This window comes from Bacillus basilensis (assembly GCF_050630465.1).
GTDB lineage: Bacteria > Bacillota > Bacilli > Bacillales > Bacillaceae_G > Bacillus_A > Bacillus_A basilensis.
Genome location: NZ_JBNTQO010000019.1, coordinates 12,926 through 26,666, shown reverse-complemented (window position 1 = coordinate 26,666; position 13,741 = coordinate 12,926). Strand labels below are relative to the sequence as shown.

The following is a 13,741-nucleotide window of genomic DNA, read 5'->3' as shown; positions in this document are numbered from 1 at the left end:
TATTATTTTGTTTAGAGAAAATAATATTTCTTTCATTTGTGGACAAACTATTTCTTTGATACGATTGTTGTAAATTATTCTGCTTCATGTGAGAAAGGGAGGAGAAAATATGAGAAAAATTATTTTAGCTTCAGGATCACCTCGCAGGAAGGAATTACTTGAATTAGCAGGTGTGCCATTTGAAATTGTAGTAAGTGAAGTAGAAGAAACGATAGGTGCGTATTCATCACCTGCGGATATTGTGATGTCCCTTGCTCTGCAAAAAGCATCCGCGGTAGCAGAAAATAATAGTAATTACATTGTGTTAGGTGCAGACACAATTGTTACATATGAGTCACGTATTCTTGGAAAGCCATCTAATGAGGCTGAGGCGAAAGAAATGTTGCAATTATTATCAGGGAAAACACATGAAGTATATACGGGTGTTGCAATTATAGCAAAAGACAAAACAGTCACTTTTTATGAGCGTACAGAAGTTACGTTTTGGGAATTAACAGAAGCAGAGATTGATGCATACGTTGCATCGAAGGAACCTCTTGATAAAGCAGGAAGCTATGGGATTCAAGGAAAAGGGTCTATTTTCGTTCAACATATTCAAGGGGATTACTATAGTGTAGTCGGCCTACCAATTGCACGTCTTGTTCGGGAGTTAAAACAATTTGATACTGATATAGCCCATGCGTAAAAGTGCATGGGATTTTCTTTGAGAGAACAAATAAAGGGGTGGAGAGATGAACGGTATTCGTGATGTTGTAAGGGAAGAACAGCCACGGGAGCGTTTATTATTGGAAGGGGCTGGGAGTTTATCAAACCGAGAGCTTCTTGCAGTGTTACTCAGAACAGGTTCTAAAGAAGAAACAGTTTTAAAGTTATCAGATAAAATTTTGCATCACTTTGATGGTTTACGTATGTTGAAAGACGCAACGTTAGAAGAGTTAGTTAGTATACATGGTGTTGGGATTGCGAAGGCATCACAGCTCATGGCTGCTTTTGAACTAGGTAGAAGAATGGTCCGTTTAGAATATCAAAATAGATATAGCATACGAAGTCCGGAAGATTGTGCAAGATATATGATGGAAGAAATGCGTTTCCTTCAGCAGGAGCATTTTGTATGTTTATATTTGAACACAAAAAATCAAGTTATACATAGGCAAACAATTTTCATTGGAAGCTTAAACACATCAATCGTACATCCAAGGGAAGTTTTTAAAGAAGCGTTTCGCCGTGCAGCAGCCTCTATCATATGTCTTCATAACCATCCCTCAGGAGACCCCACGCCGAGCCGTGAAGATATTGAAGTAACAAAACGGTTAGTAGAATGCGGCCGAATTATCGGAATTGAAGTGCTTGATCATATTATAATAGGCGACCATAAATTCGTGAGTTTAAAGGAAAAAGGTCATATTTAAGACTATGCTTTTTACTTATTTTGTTTTATAATGTGATTTATGAGTTTTTTGTAGAAATTTATCTACAAAAAGGATAAAGATATAAAAAACGTACTGTTTTTATAATATAAAGTAAGAAAAAATGAGTCCGTGAAAACAAGAAAGGAAGATAAATAATATGTTTGGATTTGGTGGCTTTACTCGCGATCTTGGAATAGATTTAGGAACTGCGAACACGCTTGTATATGTAAAAGGAAAAGGTGTAGTTTTACGTGAACCTTCAGTAGTAGCGTTACAAACTGATACGAAACAAATCGTTGCTGTAGGTAGCGATGCAAAACAAATGATTGGTCGTACACCAGGAAACGTTGTGGCACTTCGCCCGATGAAAGACGGTGTAATTGCTGATTACGAAACAACAGCAACAATGATGAAATACTACATTCAACAAGCTCAAAAATCAAATGGATTCTTCTCACGTAAGCCTTACGTAATGGTATGTGTACCGTCTGGTATTACAGCTGTAGAAAGACGTGCAGTAATCGATGCGACTCGTCAAGCGGGTGCTCGTGATGCTTATCCAATCGAAGAACCATTTGCAGCGGCAATTGGTGCGAACTTACCTGTTTGGGAACCAACTGGTAGCATGGTTGTTGATATCGGTGGCGGTACAACAGAAGTTGCAATCATTTCTTTAGGTGGTATTGTAACAAGTCAATCAGTTCGTGTTGCTGGTGATGATATGGACGATTCAATCATTCAGTACATTAAGAAAAGCTACAACTTAATGATTGGTGAAAGAACAGCTGAAGCATTAAAATTAGAAATCGGTTCTGCAGGCGAGCCAGAAGGTATTGAGCCTATGGAAATTCGCGGTCGTGATTTAGTAAGTGGTTTACCAAAAACAGTACTAATTCAGCCAGAAGAAATTGCAGACGCATTAAAAGATACAGTAGATGCAATTGTAGAATCTGTTAAAAATACGTTAGAGAAAACTCCACCTGAATTAGCGGCAGACATTATGGACCGTGGTATCGTATTAACAGGTGGCGGAGCATTACTACGTAACTTAGATAAAGTTATTAGCGAAGAAACAAATATGCCAGTTCTTGTTGCAGAAGACCCATTAGATTGCGTAGCAATTGGAACGGGTAAAGCATTAGACAATATCGATCTTTTCAAAACTGCTGCTCGATAATATTGCAAAATAAAAATCAATGAAATTAAGAGGGTGTGAACGTGCCACAGTTTTTCTTAAACAAAAGATTAATTGTTTTGTTAGTTAGTATTATTCTTCTCGTGGCATTGATTGGAATCTCATTGAAAGAACGGAACAGTTTAACATGGCCAGAGCAGTTTGTTAAAGACACTGTCGGTGTTGTAGAACGTGTATTCCAAAAGCCAGCGAAATACGTAGCTGGATTCTTCGAAAATGTAGAGGATGTAAAGCGCACGTATGAAGAGAATAAAGAATTAAAAGCAAAATTAGATAATTACGGAAAGTTATCAAGTCAAGTAAAACAATTAGAAGATGATAAAAGGAAATTGCAAGAGTTAACTGGTAAAACAAAGTTAAATAGTGATTACACTGAAATCCCTGCTACTGTTGTTTCTCGTAATCCAGATAAATGGTACGATTTAATTGGAATTGATAAAGGAGCACAGCAAGGAATTAAAAAAGATATGGCTGTAGTAACTTCACAAGGTTTAGTTGGACGAGTGAAAAGTGTATCTCAGTTTACATCATCAGTAGAGTTGCTAAGTTCTATGAGCCGAACAAATCGCGTTTCTGCTATCGTACAAGGAAATGAGAAAATCTTTGGATTGATTGAAGGTTACGACAAAGAAAAGCACTTACTTCTTTTCACAAAGATTGGTTCTGATGCACCGGTAGATAAGGATCAACTAGTTGTAACATCTGGACTTGGTGATATTTTCCCAAGAGGTCTTGTAATTGGAACAATCGTTGATGTGCAGCCGGATCCATACGGTTTAACAAAAACGGCTTATGTAAAGCCAGCCGCTGATTTAAATGACGTAGAGCATATTATGGTTGCTAAACGTGAAACGCCTTCAGCGCCATTAGAATAGGAGGGGGAGAAGAGATGATGAAGATTTTAAAAAGAGCAGCTCTTCCTCTTTTGCTCCTTTTTGTTTTTTTATTTGAAAATATGTTTGCTACTATTGTTCCAACAGAGGTTTTTTGGAAAGACAGTATAGCAGCACCTCATTTCTTTATCATTGTGTTATGTTTTGTTACTGTGTACTATAGTCCGGTCCAAGGGATTTATTACGGACTATTATTTGGTTTCTTATTTGATACCGTATACACAGAACTTGTCGGTATATATATTTTTGCGTATCCGATTTTAGCTTATTTAGTTTATAGTGTGATGAAGGTACTACAATTGAATTTATTTATTGTTGCTTCTATCGTACTAGCTAGCATTGTAGCATTAGAGTATTATGTGTATGGATTTTTAACTTTGTTAGGACGTACTCATATGTCGGCGTATGTCTTTTTCACAGATCGTCTCCTTTCTACTTTATTGCTAAATGCAATTTTCTTATTAATAGTTTGTTTCCCACTGAGACGATATTTAGTGCGTCTTTCAAAAGCGATGGAAGAAAAAGAAAAAAGGATTTTCTAATTTTATGTCGAATTGAATCGGTGGGGTGAACTTTAGTGGAAGAAAAAAAGCAACAAAATGTAACAATAAAAGGGACAAAAGACGGAATAACGCTTCATTTAGATGATTGTTGTTCATTCTCTGAATTACTGGAGGAATTGGATGAAAAGCTTTCTACACATTACTATGATGGTGATGGGCGCTCTTTAATTGAAGTGCATGTGAAAGTGGGAAATCGTTATTTAACAGAAGTCCAACAAGAAGAGATTCGTACGTTAATTCGTAATAAAAAGAATCTTGTTGTGGATTCGATTGAAAGTGATGTTATCACGAAAGCAGAAGCAATAGCTTGGAAAGAAGAAACAGAAATTGTCCCTATTTCCAAAATTGTTCGCTCTGGACAAGTTTTACATGTAAAAGGAAATTTATTGTTAATTGGAGATGTTAATCCAGGCGGAACGGTTATCGCTGGGGGGAATATTTTTGTCGTAGGATCATTAAGAGGAATTGCGCATGCTGGGTATTATGGGGATTCGGATGCTGTAATCGCTGCATCTGTTATGAACCCGATGCAACTTCGAATTAGTGATGTGGCAATGCGGGCTCCGGAAGAGAAAGAAGACGGAGCGGAGGCGGCAGAATGTGCGTATATTAATGAGAACAATCACATTGTTGTCGATCGACTGCAACTTCTCACTCATCTTAGACCTAATTTAACAAAGTTAGAAAGGGGAATTGTATAGCTGTGGGAGAGGCAATAGTAATTACATCTGGAAAAGGCGGAGTAGGTAAAACTACAACGTCTGCGAACATTGGTACAGCCCTAGCGTTATCTGGAAAGAAAGTGTGCTTAATTGACACAGATATCGGTCTTCGAAACTTAGACGTAGTAATGGGGCTGGAAAATCGTATTGTATTTGATCTTGTTGATGTCGTTGAAGGGCGTTGCCGTTTACCTCAGGCTCTTATTAAAGATAAACGTTTTGATGATCTTTATTTATTACCTGCAGCACAAACGAGTGATAAATCAGCGGTAACACCTGAACAAATGGATGAATTAATACAAGTATTACGTCAAGATTATGATTACATATTAATTGATTGTCCTGCGGGGATTGAGCAGGGATTTAAAAACGCGGTAGCTGGTGCGGATAAAGCAATCGTTGTTACGACGCCAGAAGTATCCTCAATGCGCGATGCAGATCGTATTATCGGGCTTTTAGAAAAAGAGGATATTGAACCACCGAAACTTGTTATTAACCGTGTGCGTAGTCATATGCTTCATGAACAGGATATGTTAGATGTTGATGAAATCGTACGTACATTGTCAATCGAGCTTCTTGGTGTTGTAGAAGATGATGATGAAGTTATTCGTGCTACAAATACAGGTGAACCTGTAGCGTTGCAACCGAGCGGAAAAGCAGCGTTAGCTTATCGTAATATTGCAAGACGTTTGTTGGGTGAGAATGTCCCATTACAAGCATTTGAACAAGAAAAGGTATCGGTATTTACAAAGATGAAAAACTTCTTTGGAATCCGTTAAAAGCACTTCGCATATTTGCGGAGTGCTTTCTTTTTTCTTCACACGAATATCTTCCTTTCCTAGCTCATACATATGTACAAACTGTATACAACTGTTTCTATTTAAATTAGCTTAACGAAAGAAAGGAGACAGTATGAAGAATAGACGTGTAGAAGAAATTAAAAAACGGATTGCGAAGAGGAAGGCAGAGCAAGAAAGGATGGAGGAAGAGCAGTATTTTGCTGGAGGTAATTTTGATAGTGAAACAGTATTTATTGAAGATGGAGAAAAGGAAATTCATCCTTTGTTTCGAAAAGAAGTATTTTTCTTTAAAGTTTTATTATCAGCAATATTAGTTCTTTCTGTCGCTATTTTATATAAGAATGCCCCTCCTTCTTTCGGCGGTGCTAAAGCTGTTACAGAAAAAGTGATGAAGGAAGAATTTCAGTTTGCTACTGTAGCGAAATGGTACGAAAAGCAGTTTGGAAAACCTCTCGTATTCTATTCGCCTAATGAGAAAAAAGAAGGAACCATTCAGCAAAAAGATTATGCAATTCCTGCTTCCGGAAAGGTGATGCAAGGGTTTCAAAAAAATGGCCAAGGTGTATTTGTTCAAACAGCTACAAATGCAACTGTTGAGTCAGTGAATGAAGGATTAGTTGTTTTTGCAGGCAAGAAAGAGGAACTTGGTAATACAGTTCAAATTCAGCATGCGGATGGAACGGAGTCATGGTATGCAAATTTAAATGATATGTCAGTGAAATTATATGATTACGTTTCAAAGAAACAAAAAATTGGAACAGTGAACAATGATGCAAATAATAAAAATGGTAAGTTTTATTTCGCGATAAAAAAGAATGAAAAATTTATCGATCCGATTCAGGTGATTTCATTTGATTAAATATAGAGATATTTTAACGAAGATTTCAGTGCATCCGTTGTTTTGGGTTGTTATTGTCATTGGTATTTTCACGGCACGTTTTAAAGAGTTACTACTGTTATTTTGTATCGTTCTCATCCATGAACTCGGGCATGCTTTTGCAGCGGCACACTATAATTGGCGTATTAAAAAGATTCAACTTTTACCGTTTGGTGGTGTAGCTGAGCTTGAGGAACATGGGAATAAGTCATTGAAAGAGGAGCTTGTTGTCGTAATTGCAGGACCTATTCAACATATTTGGATGATGGCGGTAGGCTATATGTTGTTTGAAGTTGGTTGGCTTGATGCGGATTTATATTATTTCTTTATGTGGAATAATATAATTATTTTAGCGTTTAATTTACTCCCTATTTGGCCGCTTGATGGTGGGAAAGTATTGTTTAACGTATTATCATATCGTTTTCCTTATTTACAAGCACATGAAAAGATGATGAAATTATCATGTGTTTTTTTTAGTGTCATACTAGGGTGGCAGTTACTTTGGAATAGTAACAATATTATGATGTGGGTACTACTCATATTTTTAGCGGTATCGTTATATCAAGAATGGAAACAAAGACGATATGCCTTTATGCGTTTTTTATTAGAACGTTATTATGGGAACAAAAGGGGAATTGAAAAGATTGCACCTATTGAGGTGAAAACGGAAGATCGTTTATATACGATCTTCACAAAATTTCGTAGAGGGTATAAGCACTCTATTATCGTTCATGGAAAATATAAAGAACATTACACATTGGATGAAAATGAATTGCTCTATGCGTATTTTACTGAAAAACGAACAACATCATCTGTTGAAGAATTAATCGGTTAGTGTTGACGTTAGCACTAACCTTTTATTATTGTAAAAGCAAAGAAGATTATAAAGTGAGGAAATAATTTTGAAAACGTTATATATGAACTATGCTGGATCGGAAAAACGCGTTGCAATTGAAGAGAAGAAAAAAATTGTTGAGTTTTTATGGAAACGAAATGAAGAACAAGAGATTGTTGGGCATATTTATGTTGGACGTATTGTAAGAACAATAGCTGGAATGAACGCAGCTTTTGTAAACATCGGTTTAGAAAAACATGCGTATCTTTCATACGATGATGTACCATCTTCTTATCGTATACATGAAGGACAAGCGGTGCTCGTACAAGTTGTGAAAGAGGCAATTGATATGAAAGGGCCAAAATTGACAGCGAACATAGAATTTACCGGGAAATATGTCGTTTATATGCCATATGATGAAATGCGCGCGGTTTCTCGGAAAATAAAAAACAATAAAAGAAGGCAACAACTACTCCAAATTGAAGTGGAAGGGACGGGAGGTTACATTTTCCGCTCTGCTTCTGAAAAAGGAGAAATTGAAGAAATACAAGCTGAAATGCAAAGGTTACAGCAGTTATATGAAGAGTTAAAAAGAAAAGAGGACCAGGGAAAGGCACCGTTACTACTTCATCGCCCGGCCACTTTTTTAGATCGGGTATTTCAAGAGAATCCAATTGAAACGATTGAAAAAGTAATTGTAGATACAAGAAGTATAGTAAAAGAGTTAGAAGAAAAAGTCGGAAAAGAAAAAGTGTCTTTTTATAATGAAAAGTCTTCAATGTTTAACCATTTTGGAATAGAGCGTGAAATTGAGAAAGCACTTCAAAAAATTGTGTGGCTTCCAAATGGTGCTTATTTAATTGTGGAGCAAATGGAGACGATGACTGTAATTGATGTGAATACGGGTAAGTTTACTGGAAAGCAGAATTTACAAGATACAGTCCTTCGTACAAATGAAGTGGCAGCTGAAGAGGTTGCACGTCAATTAAGACTGCGTGATATCGGTGGTATGATATTAATTGATTTTATTAATATGAAAAGAAGAGAAGATAAAGAAAAAATAAGAGAATGTCTTATCGCTGCTATGCAACATGATCGTACATATACAAGAGTGCTTGGGTTTACAGAGTTAGGGATTTTAGAGATGACACGCAAACGTAAAAAACATTCTTTACGTGACGTATTACTAGAAGAGTGTGTACCGTGCAAAGCGACGGGGTATGTGATGTCATATGAAACAATTGCGTATGAGCTAGAGAGAGAGCTAATTACATATGGAAGTATAGAAGATGAGGCGGTATTAATTGCTGCACCTAAAGAACTGCAAAAACAATTTTTACAAAAAGAATTACAAAAAAATATTCCATTTGAAATTTATTTCAAAGATGATATGATCGAAAAGTATGCAATTATCCGTTTTGGAAGTAAAAAAGAAATTATAGAACGGAAAAAATAGTTAGCAGAACATTTATTGACAACCGTCTATGATTCATGATAACATCTTTATGTTATAGTTTATAGCACCTAAACGGCTATATGCTACAACCGCACAAGACAGGTTCCCTAAAGGCATTTATGTCTACCTCGTTTTTGGCGAGTCTTAGTAATTAAGAGGAGGTGCAAGTATGTACGCAATTATCGAAACAGGTGGAAAACAAATTAAAGTTGAAGCTGGTCAAGCAATCTACATTGAAAAATTAGATGTTGAAGCTGGTGAAACTGTTACTTTTGACAAAGTTCTTTTCGTTGGTGGCGAAAACGTTAAAGTTGGTAGCCCAGTTGTAGAAGGTGCAACAGTTACTGCGAAAGTTGAAAAACAAGGTCGCGCTAAGAAAATCATCGTTTTCAAATACAAAGCGAAAAAGAACAATCGTAAGAAACAAGGTCATCGTCAACCTTACACTAAGCTAGTTGTTGAAGCTATCAACGCTTAATCCAGGTTAACATGATTAAAATTACGATAAGTCGCACGAAATTAGGAAGTATCCAATCATTTAAAATGACTGGACATGCCGATTATGCGCCACATGGACAAGACCTTGTCTGTGCTGGAACTACAGCGGTTGTGTTTGGTTCTATAAATGCAGTGGAAGAACTTTGTAATGTGCAGGCAACTATTGAACTCGGAAGTGATGGTGGATTCTTAACGTATGAATTGCCTAATGATTTAGACGTTCATGCAGCAGAAAAAGCACAAACGCTTTTAGAAGGATTGGTTGTTTCGCTTAAGACGATCGAACTTGATTACGGAAAGTATATCCGTTTAATAGAAAAAGTGCAGGAGGTGTAACGTATGTTAAGATTAGATCTTCAGTTTTTCGCATCTAAGAAAGGTGTAGGTAGTACAAAGAACGGTCGTGACTCTCAGTCAAAACGTCTTGGTGCTAAACGCGCAGATGGTCAAACGGTTTCAGGTGGTTCAATTCTTTACCGTCAACGCGGTACAAAAATTTATCCAGGTGTTAACGTTGGTCGTGGTGGCGATGACACTTTATACGCGAAAGTTGACGGCGTAGTACGCTTTGAGCGTCTTGGCCGTGACCGCAAACAAGTGAGCGTATATCCTGTTGCTCAAGAAGCATAAGAACTCACGGAAAACTCTAACCTGAGTGCAGGTTAGAGTTTTTCTATATTAAGGGGTATCTAAATGAATGAAAAATGGACAATTATAGATGCATTGCGTCATTCAAGACATGATTGGCTCAATCGTATGCAGATGGTGAAAGGAAACCTTTCCCTTGGAAAAGTGGAAGAAATTCATAGTCTCATCGATCGTTTTGTCCAAGAAGCGAGACAAGAATCCAATCTGATAGGGCTATCTATGCCTTTATTTTCAGAGTGGATTTTAACATATAATTGGAAACAGCAGCCGTGCTTATTGGAGTACGAAGTATTAGGGAAATTACATAACTTATCTCACTTAGATGAGACTGTATGTACATGGACGAATCAATTTTTCTCAATGCTTCAGCATAGTTTAGACGTATATGTTGAAAATTATGTTTGTATCACAATTGAATGTGACGCGGAGAATGCTCGTTTCTTTTTTGATTTTCGTGGTAAGCTAACGAGTGTAGAAGAACTACAGAATTGGCTTGCGAACCAAAACAATAAATGGTATTCCATTTCTTATACAGTAAGAGACGAAGAAGTCTCAGTTATATTACAACCAATTGAAAAAAGTGTGGTGAAATAATGTTTGTAGATCAGGTCAAGATATATGTAAAAGGCGGCGACGGTGGTAACGGAATGGTTGCGTATCGTCGTGAGAAGTATGTTCCTAAAGGTGGCCCAGCAGGTGGCGACGGTGGTAAAGGTGCAGATGTTGTTTTTGTTGTTGAGGAAGGGTTACGTACATTAATGGACTTCCGCTACCAACGTCATTTCAAAGCTGATCGCGGTCAGCATGGAATGAGTAAAGGTCAGCACGGACGTAAATCTGAAGATTTAATCGTAAAAGTTCCACCAGGAACAGTAGTAAAAGATGAAAAAACAGGTCAAATTCTTGCCGATTTAGTAACGCATGAACAAACAGCTGTAATCGCAAGAGGTGGCCGAGGTGGCCGTGGTAACTCACGTTTCGCAACAGCTACGAACCCAGCGCCAGAAATCGCTGAGAACGGGGAACCAGGTCAAGAGCGTGATGTCATTCTAGAACTTAAAGTACTAGCAGACGTTGGACTTGTTGGATTCCCAAGTGTAGGTAAATCTACATTATTATCTGTTGTATCATCAGCACGTCCGAAAATTGCAGAGTATCACTTTACAACAATCGTTCCGAATCTTGGTGTTGTTGAAACTGGTGATAACCGTAGCTTCGTTATGGCTGACCTTCCTGGACTAATTGAAGGCGCACATGCTGGCGTTGGACTTGGACACCAATTCTTACGCCATATCGAGCGTACACGTGTAATCGTGCATGTTATTGATATGTCTGGTTTAGAAGGCCGTGATCCATATGAAGATTACGTAACGATTAATAATGAATTAAAAGAATACAATATGCGTTTAACAGAGCGTCCACAAGTTGTTGTAGCAAACAAAATGGATATGCCAGATGCAGAAGAAAACTTACAAGGCTTTAAAGAGAAAGTGGGAGACGAAGTAAAAATCTTCCCAATCTCAGCTGTAACGAAACAAGGTGTTCGTGATTTACTGTTTGAAGTAGCGAACTTATTAGAAACAACACCAGAATTCCCGATGTACGATGTTGTTGATGAGTCTGAAGCAAGTGTAATGTACAAATTTGATGCTGAAGCTCTTAAATTTGAAATTACACGTGAAAGTGATGGCACGTTTGTTATTTCTGGTTACGATATTGAGAAGACATTCAAAATGACAGACTTCTCACGTGATGAATCTATACGTCGTTTCGCTCGTCAAATGCGCGGAATGGGTATTGATGAAGCGCTTCGTGCACGTGGTGCAAAAGACGGAGATATTGTAAAAATTCTTGAATATGAATTTGAATTTATCGATTAAGACTGCCGAAATATGGCAGTCTTTTTTTATATCGTAAAAGTCTGATTCGTACAGGAAAAAATACCCACTAATTAAATTTTCAATTTATAATAGAAAAGGAGTGGTTTTATAAGAATTTTTTATGGGGAGAAAACGAACATGTATAAAATATTAATTGTAGAAGACGATGAAAAAATCGCAGGAATATTAGAAGAGCATTTAGAAAGGTATGGCTATCAATCATTTAGAGCAAGTGATTTACGACATATAAAGGATGAGTTTGTAAAAGTAAATCCACATCTCGTGTTACTTGATATTAATTTACCATATTTTGATGGATTTTATTGGTGTCGTCAAATTCGTACTGTATCGAATGCACCAATTATTTTTGTTTCTGCAAGAACAGGGGAAATGGATCAAGTAATGGCGATTGAGAATGGCGGAGATGATTACATTACGAAGCCATTCCATTTAGATATTGTAATGGCTAAGGTGAAAAGTGCACTTCGACGTGGATATGGTGAGTATGCTTCTGCAGCAGAAAGTGATTGTTTAGGTGTAAATGGATTGTTGTTATTCCCATCGCAGCACGTTGTTGAGTGGCAAGGGCAACAAACAGAACTGACAAAAAATGAATTTTACTTATTAGAGTGTTTAATGAAACAAGCAAATCAATATGTAACGCGCGAAGAATTGTTAGAAGCCCTCTGGGATGAGGTAGCTTTTGTTGATGATAATACATTAACCGTAAATGTAAAACGTGTAAGGAAGAAACTAGAGGAGTTAGGCATTAAAAATGCAATTGTAACGAAACGTGGATATGGTTATGCGCTTCTTACAGAGTGGGGCGAAGGGCATGAAGGTTAAAAATTACCTCATGGATCGTTTTTCTTTAATTCTTTCTTATATTGTTAGCCTTTGTTTATTTGGGCTCGTTTTGCAGTTGCAAAGTCTTTTAGAAAAGCGATCTATTGATTGGAGTACATGGTTATACGGACTTTTATTAGGGACAGTTGTTTTTACTGTATATCTCATTTACGATTACCGAAAACGGAGTGTGTTTTTAAAGAGGATCGAAAAGTATGTTATTGGCGGAAATACATTACATGATTCCTTACTTATTGATACTTCTTATACGGCAGAGCAAGAGATGGTCGTTGAATCGTTTACGTTATTAAGACAGCAATATATGAATGAAGTTCATAAACAACATGCAAAAGAACAACAGCAAATGATATTTATGAATCAATGGATTCATCAAATGAAAACACCGGTATCTGTTATTGAATTACTATTACAGAAGTTTGGTAAAGAGTATCGTGAAGCAAGAGCAACCGTTGAAAGTATCCGCGAAGAAAATAACCGCATACTTAATGGTTTAGATTTAGCGTTACATATGGCAAGGTTAGAGCAATTTGCGAAAGATTATAAAGTAGAAGTAGTAAATGTGATAGATATCATTCGAGGTATTATTAATGAAAATCGAAAATCCTTCATTCAATCGTCTGTATTTCCAAAAGTAATGTTTGAAGAAGATACTTGTATGGTTGCATCTGATAGAAAATGGCTAAGTATTGCTATAGGGCAAATTGTTATAAATGCGATTAAGTATACAAAAATTTCGGAAGCAGAGAAAAAGGAAATTCAATTTCAAATTGAAGAGAAAGATCAAAAGGTATTATTACATATTAAGGACAATGGAATCGGTATTCCAGAGCAAGATGTAAAGCGTATATTTGATCCATTCTTTACGGGGATAAATGGCCGTAAAACGAGAGAAGCGACTGGAATGGGTTTATATATTACGAAGGAAATTTGCGATAATTTACATCACGGTATTTATGTACAATCGGCTGAAGGGGAAGGGACAACGTTCACGTTCCAATTTGCAAAAGATGAAGAATATCATACATTAATGAGAAAAATGACAAAACTGTAAGATAACAAAACGTTTTGTAAGGGAAATCACTCGTTTCTTTTTCTTAT

17 protein-coding genes and 1 other annotated feature are annotated in these 13,741 nt (G+C 36.9%); all 17 genes read left to right on the top strand.

Going from position 1 to position 13,741, the window contains the following annotated elements; translation table 11 throughout:
• Positions 1-109 precede the first annotated feature (109 nt).
• The 17 genes from ACQVV1_RS24910 to ACQVV1_RS24830 all read left to right on the top strand — a co-directional run bounded on the left by ACQVV1_RS24910 (position 110) and on the right by ACQVV1_RS24830 (position 13,694).
• Positions 110-685 carry a Maf family protein gene (locus ACQVV1_RS24910; RefSeq protein WP_242252613.1) on the top strand — a complete coding sequence of 192 codons (576 nt, stop codon included), beginning with the start codon at positions 110-112 and terminating at the stop codon, positions 683-685.
• A 46-nt stretch (positions 686-731) separates the two neighbouring features.
• Positions 732-1,409 carry a DNA repair protein RadC gene (gene radC, locus ACQVV1_RS24905; protein WP_060632406.1) on the top strand — a complete coding sequence of 226 codons (678 nt, stop codon included), beginning with the start codon at positions 732-734 and terminating at the stop codon, positions 1,407-1,409.
• 157 nt (positions 1,410-1,566) lie between these two features.
• The gene (mreB, locus tag ACQVV1_RS24900; RefSeq protein ID WP_000466737.1) at positions 1,567-2,586 is read left to right on the top strand and encodes a cell shape-determining protein MreB; all 1,020 of its coding nucleotides are present in this window, start codon (positions 1,567-1,569) and stop codon (positions 2,584-2,586) included.
• Positions 2,587-2,627: 41 nt separating this feature from the next.
• A complete protein-coding gene (mreC, locus tag ACQVV1_RS24895; RefSeq protein WP_242252617.1) occupies positions 2,628-3,479 on the top strand; it encodes a rod shape-determining protein MreC in 852 nt (283 codons plus the stop codon).
• Between the two features lie 14 nt (positions 3,480-3,493).
• Positions 3,494-4,039, top strand: a complete 546-nt coding sequence (gene mreD / locus ACQVV1_RS24890) for a rod shape-determining protein MreD (protein ID WP_060632404.1) — start codon at positions 3,494-3,496, stop codon at positions 4,037-4,039.
• A 35-nt stretch (positions 4,040-4,074) separates the two neighbouring features.
• Positions 4,075-4,761, top strand: coding sequence for a septum site-determining protein MinC (gene minC / locus ACQVV1_RS24885; protein WP_063224839.1), 687 nt, complete (start codon positions 4,075-4,077; stop codon positions 4,759-4,761).
• A gap of 2 nt (positions 4,762-4,763) precedes the next feature.
• Positions 4,764-5,561 (top strand): septum site-determining protein MinD, encoded by a 798-nt coding sequence (gene minD, locus ACQVV1_RS24880; RefSeq protein ID WP_000503310.1) that lies wholly within the window; start codon positions 4,764-4,766, stop codon positions 5,559-5,561.
• 133 nt (positions 5,562-5,694) lie between these two features.
• Positions 5,695-6,441, top strand: coding sequence for a stage IV sporulation protein SpoIVFA (gene spoIVFA / locus ACQVV1_RS24875; RefSeq protein ID WP_060632402.1), 747 nt, complete (start codon positions 5,695-5,697; stop codon positions 6,439-6,441).
• Entirely contained in the window at positions 6,434-7,294 is an 861-nt protein-coding gene (gene spoIVFB, locus ACQVV1_RS24870; RefSeq protein WP_063224840.1) for a stage IV sporulation intramembrane metalloprotease SpoIVFB, read from the top strand. Before spoIVFA ends, spoIVFB begins: the two co-directional genes overlap by 8 nt.
• Positions 7,295-7,361: 67 nt before the next feature.
• Positions 7,362-8,750, top strand: a complete 1,389-nt coding sequence (locus tag ACQVV1_RS24865; RefSeq protein ID WP_242252618.1) for an Rne/Rng family ribonuclease — start codon at positions 7,362-7,364, stop codon at positions 8,748-8,750.
• Between the two features lie 77 nt (positions 8,751-8,827).
• Positions 8,828-8,905, top strand: a sequence feature (ribosomal protein L21 leader region).
• 14 nt (positions 8,906-8,919) lie between these two features.
• The gene (gene rplU, locus ACQVV1_RS24860; RefSeq protein ID WP_000270907.1) at positions 8,920-9,228 is read left to right on the top strand and encodes a 50S ribosomal protein L21; all 309 of its coding nucleotides are present in this window, start codon (positions 8,920-8,922) and stop codon (positions 9,226-9,228) included.
• 11 nt (positions 9,229-9,239) lie between these two features.
• Positions 9,240-9,584 (top strand): ribosomal-processing cysteine protease Prp, encoded by a 345-nt coding sequence (locus ACQVV1_RS24855; RefSeq protein ID WP_001973720.1) that lies wholly within the window; start codon positions 9,240-9,242, stop codon positions 9,582-9,584.
• Positions 9,585-9,587: 3 nt separating this feature from the next.
• The gene (gene rpmA, locus ACQVV1_RS24850; protein ID WP_000944957.1) at positions 9,588-9,878 is read left to right on the top strand and encodes a 50S ribosomal protein L27; all 291 of its coding nucleotides are present in this window, start codon (positions 9,588-9,590) and stop codon (positions 9,876-9,878) included.
• Positions 9,879-9,941: 63 nt separating this feature from the next.
• On the top strand, positions 9,942-10,490 hold the full coding sequence (locus tag ACQVV1_RS24845) for a sporulation initiation phosphotransferase B (RefSeq protein WP_001003579.1): 549 nt from the start codon (positions 9,942-9,944) through the stop codon (positions 10,488-10,490).
• Positions 10,490-11,776, top strand: a complete 1,287-nt coding sequence (obgE, locus tag ACQVV1_RS24840; RefSeq protein WP_063224843.1) for a GTPase ObgE — start codon at positions 10,490-10,492, stop codon at positions 11,774-11,776. The genes ACQVV1_RS24845 and obgE overlap by 1 nt, the downstream gene beginning before the upstream one ends.
• A 138-nt stretch (positions 11,777-11,914) precedes the next feature.
• A complete protein-coding gene (locus tag ACQVV1_RS24835) occupies positions 11,915-12,622 on the top strand; it encodes a response regulator transcription factor (RefSeq protein ID WP_000276717.1) in 708 nt (235 codons plus the stop codon).
• Entirely contained in the window at positions 12,612-13,694 is a 1,083-nt protein-coding gene (locus tag ACQVV1_RS24830; protein WP_252209175.1) for a HAMP domain-containing histidine kinase, read from the top strand. The genes ACQVV1_RS24835 and ACQVV1_RS24830 overlap by 11 nt, the downstream gene beginning before the upstream one ends.
• Positions 13,695-13,741 lie beyond the last annotated feature (47 nt).